General features: G+C 66.7%; 15 protein-coding genes. 3 read left to right on the forward strand and 12 right to left on the reverse strand.

Annotated features, from left to right (window positions below):
* Positions 1–172: 172 nt before the first annotated feature.
* On the reverse strand, positions 173–682 hold the full coding sequence (locus tag VF194_RS16645; RefSeq protein ID WP_330892317.1) for a TRAP transporter small permease: 510 nt from the start codon (positions 680–682) through the stop codon (positions 173–175).
* 78 nt (positions 683–760) lie between these two features.
* Positions 761–1756: a TRAP transporter substrate-binding protein gene (locus VF194_RS16650; protein WP_330892318.1), complete on the reverse strand. Its 996-nt coding sequence runs from the start codon at positions 1754–1756 to the stop codon at positions 761–763.
* A gap of 257 nt (positions 1757–2013) precedes the next feature.
* Between VF194_RS16650 and VF194_RS16655 the strand changes: the two genes are divergently transcribed.
* Entirely contained in the window at positions 2014–3402 is a 1389-nt protein-coding gene (locus VF194_RS16655) for an MFS transporter (RefSeq protein WP_330892319.1), read from the forward strand.
* Here the strand turns inward: VF194_RS16655 and VF194_RS16660 are convergent.
* The 3 genes from VF194_RS16660 to purH form a co-directional block, all read right to left on the reverse strand.
* The gene (locus VF194_RS16660; protein ID WP_330892320.1) at positions 3399–4646 is read right to left on the reverse strand and encodes a cyclopropane-fatty-acyl-phospholipid synthase family protein; all 1248 of its coding nucleotides are present in this window, start codon (positions 4644–4646) and stop codon (positions 3399–3401) included. The two genes, VF194_RS16655 and VF194_RS16660, sit on opposite strands and share 4 nt — an antisense overlap.
* Positions 4647–4819: 173 nt before the next feature.
* Positions 4820–5464, reverse strand: a complete 645-nt coding sequence (locus VF194_RS16665) for a glutathione S-transferase family protein (protein ID WP_330892321.1) — start codon at positions 5462–5464, stop codon at positions 4820–4822.
* A gap of 16 nt (positions 5465–5480) precedes the next feature.
* A complete protein-coding gene (gene purH / locus VF194_RS16670; protein ID WP_330892322.1) occupies positions 5481–7067 on the reverse strand; it encodes a bifunctional phosphoribosylaminoimidazolecarboxamide formyltransferase/IMP cyclohydrolase in 1587 nt (528 codons plus the stop codon).
* A gap of 151 nt (positions 7068–7218) precedes the next feature.
* On the opposite strand from purH, the gene VF194_RS16675 reads away from it, so the two are divergent.
* Positions 7219–8172, forward strand: coding sequence for an acetyl-CoA carboxylase carboxyltransferase subunit alpha (locus VF194_RS16675; RefSeq protein WP_330892323.1), 954 nt, complete (start codon positions 7219–7221; stop codon positions 8170–8172).
* Positions 8173–8224: 52 nt separating this feature from the next.
* Here VF194_RS16675 and VF194_RS16680 read toward each other — a convergent pair whose 3' ends face one another.
* Together VF194_RS16680 and VF194_RS16685 are read right to left on the reverse strand one after the other, a co-directional pair.
* The gene (locus tag VF194_RS16680) at positions 8225–8869 is read right to left on the reverse strand and encodes an alpha/beta fold hydrolase (protein WP_330892324.1); all 645 of its coding nucleotides are present in this window, start codon (positions 8867–8869) and stop codon (positions 8225–8227) included.
* A gap of 33 nt (positions 8870–8902) precedes the next feature.
* Complete coding sequence (locus VF194_RS16685) at positions 8903–9844, reverse strand: pseudouridine-5'-phosphate glycosidase (protein WP_330892325.1); 942 nt, start codon at positions 9842–9844, stop codon at positions 8903–8905.
* Positions 9845–10013: 169 nt separating this feature from the next.
* Here VF194_RS16685 and VF194_RS16690 point away from each other — a divergent pair, with 169 nt between their 5' ends.
* Positions 10014–10184, forward strand: coding sequence for a hypothetical protein (locus VF194_RS16690; RefSeq protein WP_330892326.1), 171 nt, complete (start codon positions 10014–10016; stop codon positions 10182–10184).
* A gap of 3 nt (positions 10185–10187) precedes the next feature.
* On the opposite strand, the gene VF194_RS16695 is transcribed toward VF194_RS16690, so the two are convergent.
* From VF194_RS16695 to VF194_RS16715, 5 genes are all read right to left on the reverse strand, one after another.
* Positions 10188–10640 (reverse strand): MaoC family dehydratase, encoded by a 453-nt coding sequence (locus VF194_RS16695; RefSeq protein WP_330892327.1) that lies wholly within the window; start codon positions 10638–10640, stop codon positions 10188–10190.
* Positions 10641–11828: an epoxide hydrolase family protein gene (locus VF194_RS16700; protein WP_330892328.1), complete on the reverse strand. Its 1188-nt coding sequence runs from the start codon at positions 11826–11828 to the stop codon at positions 10641–10643.
* A 1-nt stretch (position 11829) separates the two neighbouring features.
* Positions 11830–12009, reverse strand: coding sequence for a hypothetical protein (locus VF194_RS16705; protein ID WP_330892329.1), 180 nt, complete (start codon positions 12007–12009; stop codon positions 11830–11832).
* A gap of 56 nt (positions 12010–12065) precedes the next feature.
* Entirely contained in the window at positions 12066–13082 is a 1017-nt protein-coding gene (locus VF194_RS16710) for a DUF2891 domain-containing protein (RefSeq protein WP_330892330.1), read from the reverse strand.
* Positions 13083–13104: 22 nt separating this feature from the next.
* Positions 13105–14330, reverse strand: a 1226-nt coding sequence (locus VF194_RS16715; RefSeq protein WP_330892331.1) for an SEC-C metal-binding domain-containing protein, incomplete at its 5' end; no start/stop codon positions are given.

The following is a 14330-nucleotide window of genomic DNA, read 5'->3' on the forward strand; positions in this document are numbered from 1 at the left end:
AGATGGTGGTCACCATCGCATCGCCGACCGGCCGCGCGGTGAACAGGGCCATGGCGATCCAGCCGCAGCTCAGCAGGCCCAGGCCGATCCACAGGCCGGCGGCGAACAGCGCGAACAGCGCGGCGATCAGGAAGAGGGCGACGAAAATCTGGTCCATGGTGCGATGCCGCCCTTATTCGGTGCGCGCCAGTTCGGCGGCCTGGGCTTCGAGCGCCTTGCCGCGCAGCACCAGGATCAGTTCGTCGAGGATCGACAGCGCGAAGACGGCCGTGCCGATCGCCATGCCGAGCTGCGGAATCCACAGCGGGGTCGCGTCATTGGACTGGCTGATGTCGTGGAACTTGTAGGACCACCAGACCATCTTGCAGCTGTAGAAGGCGAAGGCGCCGCTCATGGCAAGCGCCAGCAGAAGACAGAAAAGCTCGAAGCCGCGCCGGGTGGTGCCGGTGAGCCGCTGGATCACCAGGGTGACGCGGATATGATCGCCATGGCCGAAGGCATAGCCCAGCGCCAGGAACGACGATGCGCCCATGCAATAGCCGGCATAAGCGTCGAGGCCGCGCAGATAGAAACCGGCGAGCCGGCCGAAGATGCTGAGCAGGATGGTGATCAGCAGCGCGATCATGAACAGGCCGGCAAGCCAGCCGCAGGCGCGATAGAGCGGATCGAGAATGGGGCGCATCGGAAACTGCAATTCGACGGAAATCAGGAACGGCGGAAACGGAAACCGGGCGGGATGTCTCCCGCCCGGTGCCGCAGATTACATTTTCTTGTAGGCGGCGACGGCAGCCTCGCCATCGGCGCCGGCCTTCTTGAGCCATTCGGCGGCCAGCGTCTCGCCGATCTTCTTGAAGCCGGCGGCCAGCTCGGGCGAGGGCGGCTGCACGGTCATGCCGCCCTTGATCAATGCGGCCTTGGCGTCGTCGGCCTCGGCCTTGGACAATTGCCAGCCGCGGGTTTCGGCGGCGGCGGCGGCATCCATCAGCGCCTTCTTCGAGGCGGCGTCGAGCTTGCCGAGCGCCTCGTTGTTGACGAAGACCATGTCCTTCGGCAGCCAGGCCTGGGCGTCATAGAAATACTTCAGGCTTTCCCACACCTTCGAATCGCGCCCCGTCGAGGGCGAGGAAATGAAGGAATTGACCGTGCCGGTCGCCAGGGCCTGCGCCAGTTCGGCGGCCTGGATGGTGACCGGCTGGGCGCCGACCAGTTCGGCGATCCGCGACGTCGCCGGATTGTAGGCGCGGAACTTGAGGCCCTTCATGTCGTCGAGGGTCTTGAGTTCCTTGTTGGCGTAGATGCCCTGCGCCGGCCACGGCACGACATAGAGCAGCGTCATGCCCTGGGCCTGCAGCTTCTTCTCGATGATCGGCTTCGACGCCTTGTACAGCTTCATCGCGTCGTCATAGGAGGTGGCGAGGAAGGGAACGGTGTCGATGCCGAAGATCGGTATCTCGTTCTCGACATTCGACATCAGCAGCTCGCCGGCCTGCGCCTGGCCGGTCTGCACGGCGCGCTTGATCTCGGGCACCTTGAACAGCGAGGCGCCGGGATGGATCGTGATGTCGAGCTTGCCGTTCGACAGCTTCTTCACGTCGTCGGCGAAAAGCTGCAGGTTCTTGGAATGGAAATTGGTTGCCGGATAGCCGGCCGGCAGGTCCCATTTGGTCTGGGCTCCGGCATTCGTCGCCACCAGGGCATTGCCGCCGACCAATGCAGCGCTGAGCACGGCTGCAGATAGCCACGTCTTCCAAGCCATTGTCTTTGATCTCCCCGTTAAGACATGCGCGGCTGGCATATACAGCACGCACTGTGATTTAGTTTGTCATCGTATGATGCGCCTTGGCAAGCCGGTCCTGCGCGGAAATCCGGCTGACGCGAAAAAGGGCAGATCGGGAAGGACGGATCGGCATGGCCGTAGCAACCGGCCATGCCGGACGGCTAGGATGACGGCATAACGCTGTGGGGGAGCAGATGGCAGGGGCGAGCGAGCCGACGACGCCGGCAGAGCCGAAAATGGCGGAGCCCGTGCGGCAACGGGCGTCCCGGCGGGCCCGCCTGTCCTGGGCGATGTTCGACTGGGCCAATCAGCCGTATTTCACCGTCATCACCACGTTCATTTTCGCTCCGTATTTCACCAGCAAGGTGATCGGCGATCCGATCCAGGGGCAATCGCTCTGGGGTTTCACGCAATCGCTGTCGGCGGCGCTGGTCGCCCTGGGTGCGCCCTTCCTCGGCGCCATCGCCGATGCCGGCGGCCGGCGCAAGCCCTGGCTGATCGTCTTTCAGGCTCTGCTCGCCTTCGGCTGCGCGCTGTTATGGCTGGCACAGCCGAACGAGCCGCAGGTGCTGCCGCTGGTGCTGCTCGGCCTGGTGCTGGCCAATATCGCCGCCGAATATTCGATCACCTTCAACAACGCGCTGCTGCCCGGGCTGGAGACGCCGGATCGCGTCGGCTGGCTGTCCGGTTTGGGCTGGGGCATGGGCTATGTCGGCGGCATGATCGCGCTGATCGGCATCCTGATCGTCTCGCAGCCCGAGCTGATCGGCATCGTTCCGCCGGAAGGCGAGGTGCTGCTCGGCCTGCGGCGCGCCGATTTCGAGGCCGAGCGCATCACCGGCCCGGCCACGGCCCTGTGGCTGATCGTCTTCGTGCTGCCGATGTTTCTGTTCACGCCGGACCGCAAGGGCTCCGGCCAGCCATTCGGCCGCGTGGTGCGCAACGGCATCGCTCGCGTGATCGGCACCGTGCGGCATGTGCGGCGCTACGGCAACCTGCTGCGCTTCCTGATCGCCTACATGATCTACTACGACGGCCTCGTCGCCATCATCGGCTTCGGCGGCATCTACGCCGCCGGCATCTTCGGCTGGGGCACCACCGAGCTCGGCCTGTTCGGCATCGTGCTGAATGTCGTCGCGATTCCCGCCGTGATCGCCGGCGGCTGGCTGGACGACAGGATCGGCTCCAAACGCGCCGTGCAGATCGCCATCGTCGCGGTGGCGATGGGGGCGCTGGGCATCCTGTCCATCACCGCCGACAGCGTTCTGTTCGGCATTTCCGTCGCGCCGCGCGCCGCCGATGCCGGCCTGTTCGGTTCGGCGGGCGAGCGCGTCTTCTTCCTCTGCGCCTTCCTGCTCGGCATCGGGCTGGGGCCGATCCAGGCGGCCAGCCGCACCCTGGTGGCGCGGCTCAGCCCGCCCGACATGGTGGGCGAGTTCTTCGGCCTGTTCTCGCTGTCGGGCCGCGCCACGACATTCACCGCGCCGCTGCTGATCGGCATCGCCACGCCGCTGTTCCAGACCCAGCGCGTCGCCGCCGCGGTCGTGCTGATCTTCCTGGCAATCGGCTTCACGATCCTCTGGAAGGTGCAGGAGCCGCAGCGGGAATCCGACCTTACATCCTAAGCCGATTTCGCAAACGGCCGCTGCGGCTTCTCGCGCGCGGCCAGCTCGCGCTCGCCGTCGATCATGTAGTCGCGGGTGATCGGCAGGGTCGCCACGTCCTTGGCGAGCTGCACCTGGAAGACCATGTGGCCCCAATAGCGGAAGGTGACTTCCGAGGCGGCGAGGTAGAATTCCCACATGCGGCAGAAGCGCTCGTCATAGAGCGCCTTGGCCTTGTCCCATTGCGCCAGGAAGCGCATGCGCCAATGCTTCAGCGTTTCGGCGTAATGCAGCCGCAGGATTTCGATATCGGTGACCCACAGTCCGCTCTTCTCGATGCGCGGCAGCACTTCCGACAAGGCCGGGATATAGCCGCCGGGGAAGATGTATTTGCGGATGAAGGCCGGCGTGGTGCCGGGGCCTTCCGAACGGCCGATGGCATGCACCAGCGCGACGCCGTCATCCTTCAGGAGGCGATGGATGCCGCCGAAATAGGCGGCGTAATGCGGCACGCCGACATGCTCGAACATGCCGACGCTGACGATGCGGTCGAACTGGCCGGCCATGTTGCGATAGTCGCAGATCTGGAACTTCACCCGGTCGGACAGCCCGCGCTCCTTGGCGCGGCGGTTGGCGATCGCATGCTGCTCGTGCGACAGCGTGATGCCGGTGACTTCGGCGCCGCAATTCTCCGCCAGATACAGGCCGAGCCCGCCCCAGCCGCAGCCGATATCCAGCACCTTCATGCCGGGGCGGATTCTCAGCTTGGCGGCGATATGCCGCTTCTTGGCGAGCTGGGCCTGCTCCAGGGTCGCGTCCGGCGCCGGGAAATAGCCGCAGGAATATTGCTTGTCGGTATCGAGGAACAGATCGTAGAGCTGCCCGTCGAGATCGTAGTGATGCCGCACGCGGCGGCTGGCGGCGCTTTGCGGATTGAACTGGTACCACAGGCGCATCAGCTTCTCGAAGCTGCGCTGCACGCCCTGGAAGGGGATGGTGCCCTGCGGCCCCAGATTGTGCACGACGACGGCGAGGAAATCGTAGATCGAGCCCTTTTCGACGGAAAGATCGCCGTTCATGTAGCACTCGCCCACGGCCAGCTTCGGATTGGCCGCGAGGCGCCAGCTCGTCGAGGGCTTGTGCAGGCGAATGACGACGGTCTCCTCGTTCGCCGGCGCGCCGTATTGATGGGCCCGGCCGCGATGATCGATCACCGTCAGCGAGCCCTTCTTCACTATTCCTTTCAAAATGCCATGAAGCAGCATGCGAAATCCCCTTGACCTACAGCGAGATAGCGCCCCCTACCGCCATCATATTGGCGCTCGGGTCGGCTCAGGACAAGAGGGGTTGTTCATACCGCAATGCAATCGCGCATTGCGGGCAACCTGCATACGAATAGGGAGCTCGGTTCCCGCGGCCGCAAGGCTGCGGCGCGCGATCAGTCCCGGGGCCAGTTCTCGGCCCAGGCGATGCCCTGCTTGTGCATCATGCGCTGGAAGGCGGGCCGCATATGGGTCGCGGCGGCGATGCGCCTGAGGTTCGGCCACTGCCACATCGGTCTGTGCAGGAAGCGGCTCCAGCGCGCCATCATCGTCAGGAAAATGTCGCAGACGGTGAATTGTTCGCCGGTCACGAAAGGCCGGTCGCCGACGCCGTCATTCAACACCTGGAAATTGCGATACAGCGTCTCCTCCGCCTGCGCCTTCAGCGCCGCCTGGCCGTCGCGGTCGGAGAAGGTCCAGTCGGGGTGAAACCAGTCGAGGAAGCCGACCTGCACCGTGTTGGTCATGTAGGTCAGCCATTGATAGAAGCGGCCGCGCGTCTGCAGATCCGCCGGCGCCAGCTTCGCCTGCGGATGCTTCTCGCAAAGATAGAGGCAGATCGCGGCGGTCTCGAAGATGACGAAATCGCCATCCACCAGGGTCGGGATGCGGCCGTTCGGATTGAGTGCCTTGTATTCCGGTTGTTCATGCTGCCTGGCGGCGATGTCGAGCCGCACCGGCTCGTAGGCGGCGCCGATCTCTTCCAGCACGGCCTGCGGCGCCATCGCCGCGGTGCCCGGCGCCCAATACAGCTTGTACATCGCTCGGTCCCGTCTCTCAGTGCCGGAAATGCCGCATGCCGGTGAAGACCATGGCCAGCCCGGCCTTGTCGGCGGCATCGATCACGTCCTGATCGCGGATCGAGCCGCCCGGCTGGATCACCGCGGTCGCGCCCGCCTCGACCAGCGCTTCCAGGCCGTCGGCGAAGGGGAAGAAGGCATCGGAGGCGGCGACGCTGCCCCTGGTCAGCGCCTCGCCGATGCCGGCGGCCTTGGCGGCATCCTGCGCCTTGCGATAGGCGATGCGCGCGGAATCGACCCGGCTCATCTGGCCGGCGCCGATGCCGACCGTCGCGCCGTCCTTCGCATAGACGATGGTGTTCGACTTCACATGCTTGGCGACCCGGAAGGCGAACAGCATGTCGGCCAGTTCCTGCGGCGAGGGGCTGCGCTTGGTCACCACCTTCAGCTCGGCCTGGCTCACGCGGCCGGCGTCGCGGGTCTGCACCAGATAGCCGCCGGCGACCGATTTGACGAACCAGCCCTGGCTGAGCGGATCGGCCATGCCGCCAGTCAGCAGCAGACGCAGATTCTTTTTCGCCGCCAGCAACGCCTGGGCGTCGTCGTCGGCCTCGGGCGCGACGATCACCTCGGTGAAGATCTGCGCGATCTTCTCGGCGGTGGCCTTGTCCAGCCTGCGGTTCATGGCGACGATGCCGCCGTAGGCCGAGGTGGGATCGCAGCGCAAGGCGGCATCCCAGGCCGCGCTCAGCGAGGCCGCCGTGGCGACGCCGCAGGGATTGGCATGCTTGATGATGGCGATCGCCGGTGCATCGGAGAATTCCGAGACCAGCTCGAAGGCGGCATCCGTGTCGTTCAGGTTGTTGTAGCTGAGCTCCTTGCCCTGCAACTGCCGGGCGGTGGCGACGCCGGGGCGCTGCTCGCCGCTGACATAGAAGGCCGCCCGCTGATGCGGATTCTCGCCATAGCGCAGGGTCTGCTTGCGCTCGGCCGAAAGCAGCAGGGTGGGCGGAAAATCCTCGCCGTTCTGGCGCGCGAACCAGGTGGCGATCATCGCGTCGTAAGCGCCGGTATGCGCATAGGCCTTGGCGGCGAGCTTGCGGCGCAGCGTCAGATCGGTGGCGCCGTTATTGGCCTTCAGCCCGTCCAGCACCGCGCCGTAATCGGCGGTATCGACGACGACGGTGACATAGCCATGATTCTTCGCCGCCGAGCGGATCATCGCCGGGCCGCCGATATCGATATTCTCGATGCAGGTGGCGAAATCGGCGCCCTTGGCGACCGTGGCGGCGAAGGGATAGAGGTTGACCACCACCAGATCGATCGGCGGGATCTTGTGCTTGTCCATCGCCGCCTTGTGCTCGGGCTCGTCGCGCAGCGCGAGAATGCCGCCATGGATGGTCGGATGCAGCGTCTTGACCCGGCCGTCCATCATCTCGGGGAAGCCGGTATGCTCGGCCACTTCCTTCACGGCGACGCCGGCCTCCTTCAGCGCCTTGTAGGTGCCGCCGGTCGACAGGATCTCGATGCCGTGGCCGGAAAGCGCCTTGCCGAACTCGACGAGGCCGGTCTTGTCGGAAACGGAAATCAGGGCGCGGCGGACGGGAATGAGGGCAGCGGACATGGCACAGGTCCCAGGCGGCTGAGGGGTTTCGGGATAAGGCGGCGAGGCTATAGCACGCGCGGGCCCGGCCCGAAAGGGATGGAAATTCTCTGCCTTGTCAACGGCTTGTGACGTTTGTGCCGGGCCGCGATCCATGCTACAGGAGGCGCCCATGCGCTCTTACCTGGAATTCGAAAAGCCGATCGCCGAGCTTGAGGCCAAGATTGCCGAGCTGAAACAGCTCGCCGATGGCGGCAACACCGACATCAGCGAGGAACTGGAGCGGCTGCAGGCCAAGGCGGCCCAGCAGTTGCAGGCGACCTATGCCAAGCTGGGCGCCTGGCAGAAGACGCAGGTCGCGCGCCATCAGGACCGGCCGCATTTCGCCGACTATGTCGCCCAGCTGGTCGAGGATTTCGTCCCGCTCGCCGGCGACCGCAATTTCGCCGAGGACGCGGCGATCATCGGCGGCCTGGCCCGCTTCCGCGGCCAGGCGGTGATGATCATGGGCCATGAGAAGGGCCGCGGCATCGAAGGCCGCGTGAAGCATAATTTCGGCATGGCCAAGCCGGAAGGCTATCGCAAGGCGATCCGGCTGATGCGGCTGGCCGACCGTTTCCGCCTGCCGGTGATCACCCTGGTCGATACCGCCGGCGCCTATCCCGGCGTGCAGGCGGAGGAGCGCGGCCAGGCCGAAGCCATCGCCCGCGCCATCGATTGCTGCCTCGATATCCGCGTGCCGCTGGTGTCGGCCATTGTCGGCGAGGGCGGCTCGGGCGGCGCCGTCGCCCTGGCGGCGGCCAACCGCGTGGTGATGTTCGAACACGCCATCTATTCGGTGATCTCGCCGGAAGGCTGCGCCGCCATCCTGTGGAATGACGGCGCCAAGGCGCCGGATGCCGCCGAAGCCCTGCGGCTGACCGCCGAGGACCTGCTCAAGCTCAAGGTGGTCGACGAGGTGGTCAAGGAGCCGGTCGGCGGCGCGCATCGCGAGCCGGCCAAGGCCATCGCCGATCTGGGCGATGCGCTCGAGCGGCATTTGCGCGAGCTGAGAGGCCAGGAGCCTGGCTCGCTGCGCGAGGCGCGCCGGCGCAAATTCCTCGAGATGGGCTCGACCGGGCTCTAATTTCCTGTAAGCGGCACCTTCTTTCGTCATGCCCGCGAAGGCGGGCATCCGGTCATTCCTGAAGCCGGGGTCCCGCCTTCGCGGGAGCGGCGATTGTTTCACCGATAAATTGGCGAACCAGCGGCGCGATCTCGTCCGCGCGCCCGCGGGCAAAGCCATGATCGCCGCCGGCGAACACCTGCAGCCTGGCATTCGGCAGCAGCGACAGCAGGCGCCGGCCGACGGCAACCGGGCTGATCGGATCGGCATCGCCCCAGAGCAGCAAAACCGGCGCCGCGACGCGCGGCAGCGCGGCGGCGTGATCGGGCCTGATCCGCGTGATCCATTCCGCGGCACGCGGATAGTCGCGGCGATACTCCGCGCGCCAGTCGGCGGCATCGAAACCCTCGAGCGGTATGCCGCCCGAGCTGGCGGCCAGCACCAGATGCGAAACCCGCTCCGGATATTGCAGCGCCAGCCGCATCGCAACGATGCCGCCCATGGATTGCGCGACGAGCGCGCTGCGCGGCGAGAGATGTCTGGCGGCATGCGTTGCCATCGTCTCGAGACTGTCGAGTCCCGGCACATGCGGCTCGTCGCCCAGCCCCGGCCAGCTCAGATAGGTCTTGCGCCAGGCCTGCGGCAGCAGCGCGCCCAGCGGATGCCAGAAGCTCGCCGCGCCGCTGGCGCCGGGCAGGAAAAGGAGATGGCGTGTCATGGTCCGTGCGTTCCGCGACGGCGCGCCGCCGGCCTAGCCGGGCCTGGCCAGTTCCGCGGCGATCTGCGCGGCCAGCGCGGCATTGTTCTTCACCAGCGCGATATTGGCCTGCAGGCTGCGGCCGCCGCTGGCGGCGTTGATGCGTTCCAGCAGGAAGGGCGTGATCGCCTTGCCGCTGATGCCGCGGACTTCCGCCTCGCGGATCGCCCCGGCGATGACGCCGTCGATCAGGTCCGGCGCGAGGCTGTCCGCTTCCGGAATCGGATTGGCGATCAGCAGGCCGGTGCCGGAGCCGAGCCGGCGATGCAGCGCGACGGCGGCGGCGATCTCGGCGGGCGTATCCAGACGCTGCTCGGCGCAAATGCCGCTGTTGCGCGTGTAGAAGGTCGGGAACTCGTCCGAGCCGACGGTGATCACCGGCACGCGCTGCGTCTCCAGCACCTCCAGCGTCTTCGGGATGTCGAGAATCGATTTCGCGCCGGCGGAGACGACGGCGACAGGCGTGGTGCCGAGCTCGATCAGGTCGGCGGAGATGTCGAAACTCTGCTCGGCGCCGCGATGCACGCCGCCGATGCCGCCGGTTGCGAAGATCGCGATCCCCGTCAGCGCGGCCAGCCGCATGGTGGCCGAGACCGTCGTGCCGGCCGAGCCCCGGCGCACCATCAGCGCCGCGAGATCGCGGCTGGAGGCCTTGCCCACTGATGTGTCGCGCGCCAGCCGCTCGAAGGCCGCGGCGTCGAGGCCGACGCGGCACCGGCCGTCGATCACTGCGATGGTCGCCGGCACCGCGCCGTTGTCGCGCACGGCCTTCTCCACCGCCCGCGCCGTTTCGATATTCTCCGGCCAGGGCAGGCCATGGCTGACGATGGTGGATTCCAGCGCCACCACGGCGCGGCCGGCCGCCAGGGCATCCGCCACCTCGGCGGCGATTTCAAGCGGCAGGGCGGATGCAGATGCAGATACGGATACGGCCATGCCGCATCCTAGCGCGGAATGGGCGGCGATACAGCCGCCGCGACCCCGCATGTTATTTTTGGATAACCTGCTTGGAAATTAGCATTCTCGGCCGCTCCGCCATCGGGTACTGCCATGGCCGCAGCGCGATCCGTGCAGATTGCACCGCATCGCGGTCCCGGAGGGCAGTATGAACGATCCCCTTTTCACCACGCGCGGCTATTGGCTCGCCTTTCTGCAGGACGGCCGGCTGCAGGCGATCGAGCTGCTGCACGGCCTGCGCCGGCATAAAATCCGCCGCTGGTTCGGCCTGCTTTACGTCACCGCGCTGATGCTGCTGGCGATGGCGGCGCTGCTGTAGCACTCAGCCGGGCCGCTTCTTCACCAGTTGGGTGCCGAGAAAGCTCATCACCGTCTCGCCCTTCTGGTTCTCGATCCAGTATTTCATCCTGACGATGCCGCGATCCGGCTTGGACTGGCTCTCGCGCTTCTCCTCGATGCGCGCCTTGGCATAGAGCGTGTCGTTCGGCCGCACCGGCAGGAACCAGCGCAGCTCGTCCAGGCCGGGCGAGCCCATGCTGCCCTTGCCGAGCAGATTCGCCTGCAGCAGCATGCGGAAGCCCAGCAGGCCGGTCTGCCAGCCGGAGGCGATCAGGCCCCTGTAGATGGACGCTTGCGCGGCCGTCTTGTCGAGATGGAAGGGCTGCGGATCGTAGCGGAAGGCGAAATCGAGGATGTCGGCCTCCGATACGGTGACGCCGGCCGCTTCGATCACCTCGCCGGTCTGGTAGTCTTCGTAATAACGCTCGTTTTTCATCTACAGACTCTGCCGTTTGAAGAAATCCTGCACATCGGCGACGAAACGCTCCGGCTGCTCCATCGCCACGAAATGGCCGCCGCGTTCGAGATCCTGGCGCCGCACCAGGTTATAGCCGCGTTCCAGCCAGCCTTTCGGCGGCGGCGGCACCAGGTCCCAGGGCGGCAGCAGGAAGGCGGTCGGCGGGGTGACGAACTGGCCCGGCTGCATGGCGAGGTCGCCGGTCTGCCGCGCCGCCCAATAGATCCAGGTCGCGCTTGCCGCCGTTCCGGTCAGCCAGTAGAGCGCGATATTGGCGATCACGTGATCCATCGCGAAGGGCGGATCCTGTTCGATCGGGGCGCGGGCGAAGCCGTGGAATTTCTCGACGATCCAGGCCGCCAGCCCCGCCGGGCTGTCGCTCAGGCCGTAGCCCAGCGTCGAGGGCTTAGTGCTCTGGATCGCATGATAGCCGCTTTCGTTGGCGGCGATCTTCTTGGTGCGCAATATCCAGGTCTTCTCGGCCTCGCTCAGCGGCGCGCTGCTTTTATCCAGCGGCGGGCGCAGCGGCACCATGTTGAGATGCAGGGCCGCGACATGCGCGGCATGGTCGATGCCGAGCCAGCTCGAGACGATCGAGCCCCAGTCGCCGGCCTGGACGAAGAAGCGCCCGAAGCCGAGCGCGTCCACCATCAGGTCGCGCCACAGCCTGGCGATGGCGCGCGGTCCGATCGGCTTGTCCAGCGGCATCGAAAAGCCGTAGCCGGGCAGGCTCGGACAGATCACGGTGAAGGCGTCCTCCGCCTTGCCGCCGAAGCGCTCCGGATGCGCCAGCCGTTCGACGACATCGACGAACTCGAAGATCGAGCCCGGCCAGCCATGCGTGATCAGCAGCGGTCGCGGCTGATCGCCCGAGCCGCGCTCGAGCATGACATGCACATTCTGCAGCGTCGCCGTGTCGGGCCGCTTCAGCTTGACGCGGTAATGCTCGAAGGCGTTGAGCCGCGCCTCCCAATGGCGCCAGTCGAAGCCGTTCTGCCAGCGCTGCAGGAAACGGCGCATGTAATGGCCGTTGCTGCCATACTGCCAGGCGGCATCCGCCGGCTCGGCCGGCCAGCGCGTCAGCGCCAGCCGCTGGCGCAAATCCTTCAGCGCCGCCTCGGGAATGGCGATGCTGAAGCGTTCGGCCGTCGGCGCGAGCCGCAGCATCTTAGCTTGCCCGATGCAGGGATGCCGTGAGCAGGCCGGCGCCGGTCAGGCTGATGAGGCCGATGCGCATGCCCGACGATACGGTATGGCCCAGCACCATCAGCGTGGTCGGGCCCGGAATGGCGATGAGCGCTGCCGCCGCGGCGGCGAAGGCGAGCCAGAGTTCGATGCTGACCGGCATGGCGTTCCTCCTGTGCTGGCGGCGAGCCAGCCACAGGGAGCGCGGCTTGGCAAGGGCTAGCTGTCCAGCCCCTCGATGGCCAGGGCGGCAAAGGTCGCCAGCCAATGCTCGCCGCCGTATTCGCCGCTCTCCAGGAAGGGCAGGCTGGCCGCCTCATGGGCATCGGCCATGGCGCGCAGGGCGGCGGCGCGGTCGGGCAGCTTGGCGGCGATGCCGCGCAGACACCAGGCGCGCGACAGATTGAGTCCGTCGAGATGCACGCCCTTCGGATCGTCTCGGTCGGCGACGTGCGCCGGCGCGAAGACCGGCTGCGGCAGAAAGCCGGCGAACCAGGCGGCGAACTCGGCCTCGGGCAGCAGCTCGGCCATCAGCAGCGCCTCGCACAGGGCGCCGGAAAGGAAATCGTCGCCGCCCGGTTCGTAATGCGCCGGATAATCGCGGTCGGACCCGAAGGCGCGGCGCGCATAATCGGCGATCGCCCTGGCCAGGGCGGCCTGGCCGCACAGCCGGGCGTAGCGCCAGGCCAGGATGAGCGCGAAGGCGGTGTTGAAATGCGTGCCGACGCGGATCGGATAGGCCAGCTTCGCCAAATAGGCCGGCAATGCGGCAGCGATATGCCGCTCCAGCGGCGCCAGGGCCGCGCGCCACGGCCCGGCCCTGTCATGCCGCCAGGCGCCCAGTTCGGCCGCCAGCGCCAGCAGCCAGGCCCAGCCATAGGGCCGTTCCCAGCTTGCCCGGCCGGGCTCGGCGAAATAGGTGACCTCGGCCAGCCCGTGCTCCGGCGTGAAATGCGCCGCGAACAAGGCTTCGGCGCGCGCGGCGATCTCGAGATCCGGATGGCGGCGCAGACAGCGCGCCAGCAGCCACCAGCCATGTACGCAGGAATGCCAGTCGTAGCTGCCGTAGAAGATCGGATGCAGCGCCCGCGGCGGCCTCGCATCCTGCGGCCCGGTCAGGTAATGGGCGATGTTGTTCGGATATTCGCGCGCCAAATTGCGCAGCGGCAGGACGGCGAAGCGCGCCGCCTGTTCGCGGGTGAGCGCCTGTCCGTCGGTGAGCCGGGGCCGCGTCATGCCGCGATCATGGCATGCCGCGTTACTTGCCGTGGCAGTATTTGTATTTCTTGCCCGAACCGCAGGGGCAGGGCGCGTTGCGCGGCGTCGATTTCCAGGTCGACGGATCGTTCGGATCGACCTGGGCGCTACGCGCCGTCACCGGCCGGGCGGGCAGCGTCTGGGTCGCCGCGCCGCCGCGGACGGCGCGGGCGGCGTCGCCGTCATCGCCGTCGATATCCTCGCCGCGGCTTTCGCGCATCTGCATCGGCTGGCTCGGCCGGGCGAACAGGCCGGCCGGCGGCTCTTCCGGACGGATTTCGACGCGGGCGAGGATCGCGGTGACCTGCTCGCGCACGCGATAGAGCATCTGGCCGAACAGCTCGAACGCCTCGCGCTTGTATTCGTTGAGCGGGTCCTTCTGCGCATAGGCGCGCAACCCGATCGCCTGGCGCAGGTGATCGAGATTGTGCAGATGCTCCTTCCAGGTCTGGTCCAGCACCTGCAGCAGCAGGCTGCGCTCGACCATGCGCATCACCTCGGGGCCGAAATTGGCGGCCTTCTCGGCCATGCGGCGGTCGACCGCATCATGCAGCCGTTCGCGGATCGCCTGGTCGGCGATGCCTTCCTCCTTGGCCCAGTCGGGAACCGGCAGGTCGAGCGCGAAGATGCGGGCGACTTCCTGGCGCAGGCCTTCCGCGTCCCATTGCTCGGCATAGGCCCTCTCGGGGATATGGCGGCTGACCAGGTCGTCGACGATCTCGCGCCGCATGTCGGTCACCGTCTCGGAGACGTCCTGCGCCTGCATCAGCTCGATGCGCTGCTCGTAGACCACCTTGCGCTGGTCGTTCATCACGTCGTCGAATTTGAGCAGGTTCTTGCGGATTTCGTAGTTGCGCGCCTCGACCTTCTGCTGCGCCTTCTCCAGCGCCTTGTTGATCCAGGAATGAACGATCGCTTCGTTCTCCTTCAGCCCCAGCCGCTGCAGCATGGTGTCGAGCTTGTCGGTCCCGAAGATGCGCATCAGGTCGTCTTCCAGCGACAGGAAGAACTTCGACGCGCCCGGATCGCCCTGACGGCCCGAACGGCCACGCAGCTGGTTGTCGATGCGCCGGCTTTCATGACGCTCGGTGCCGACGACATAAAGACCGCCCGCCGCTTTCGCGCGCTCCTTGTCGGCGGCGACTTCTGCGCGGATCTCCGCGGAACGCCGTGCAATCTCGTTTTCATCGAGAAGGCCTGCGAGTTCGGTCTTGATGCGCATATCGG

It is taken from the genome of Ferrovibrio sp., assembly GCF_036381655.1.
Taxonomy (GTDB): Bacteria; Pseudomonadota; Alphaproteobacteria; order Ferrovibrionales; family Ferrovibrionaceae; genus Ferrovibrio.

Excerpts from the sequence above, each read along its gene's own strand:
- VF194_RS16685 (WP_330892325.1), bottom strand. The coding sequence starts at position 9,844 with ATGGCCGTATCCGTATCTGCATCTGCATCCGCCCTGCCGCTTGAAATC.
- VF194_RS16665 (WP_330892321.1), bottom strand. The coding sequence starts at position 5,464 with ATGTACAAGCTGTATTGGGCGCCGGGCACCGCGGCGATGGCGCCGCAG.
- VF194_RS16675 (WP_330892323.1), top strand. The coding sequence starts at position 7,219 with ATGCGCTCTTACCTGGAATTCGAAAAGCCGATCGCCGAGCTTGAGGCC.
- purH (WP_330892322.1), bottom strand. The coding sequence starts at position 7,067 with ATGTCCGCTGCCCTCATTCCCGTCCGCCGCGCCCTGATTTCCGTTTCC.
- VF194_RS16700 (WP_330892328.1), bottom strand. The coding sequence starts at position 11,828 with ATGCTGCGGCTCGCGCCGACGGCCGAACGCTTCAGCATCGCCATTCCC.
- VF194_RS16705 (WP_330892329.1), bottom strand. The coding sequence starts at position 12,009 with ATGCCGGTCAGCATCGAACTCTGGCTCGCCTTCGCCGCCGCGGCGGCA.
- VF194_RS16695 (WP_330892327.1), bottom strand. The coding sequence starts at position 10,640 with ATGAAAAACGAGCGTTATTACGAAGACTACCAGACCGGCGAGGTGATC.
- VF194_RS16645 (WP_330892317.1), bottom strand. The coding sequence starts at position 682 with ATGCGCCCCATTCTCGATCCGCTCTATCGCGCCTGCGGCTGGCTTGCC.
- VF194_RS16680 (WP_330892324.1), bottom strand. The coding sequence starts at position 8,869 with ATGACACGCCATCTCCTTTTCCTGCCCGGCGCCAGCGGCGCGGCGAGC.
- VF194_RS16650 (WP_330892318.1), bottom strand. The coding sequence starts at position 1,756 with ATGGCTTGGAAGACGTGGCTATCTGCAGCCGTGCTCAGCGCTGCATTG.
- VF194_RS16710 (WP_330892330.1), bottom strand. The coding sequence starts at position 13,082 with ATGACGCGGCCCCGGCTCACCGACGGACAGGCGCTCACCCGCGAACAG.
- VF194_RS16690 (WP_330892326.1), top strand. The coding sequence starts at position 10,014 with ATGAACGATCCCCTTTTCACCACGCGCGGCTATTGGCTCGCCTTTCTG.
- VF194_RS16655 (WP_330892319.1), top strand. The coding sequence starts at position 2,014 with ATGGCGGAGCCCGTGCGGCAACGGGCGTCCCGGCGGGCCCGCCTGTCC.
- VF194_RS16660 (WP_330892320.1), bottom strand. The coding sequence starts at position 4,646 with ATGCTGCTTCATGGCATTTTGAAAGGAATAGTGAAGAAGGGCTCGCTG.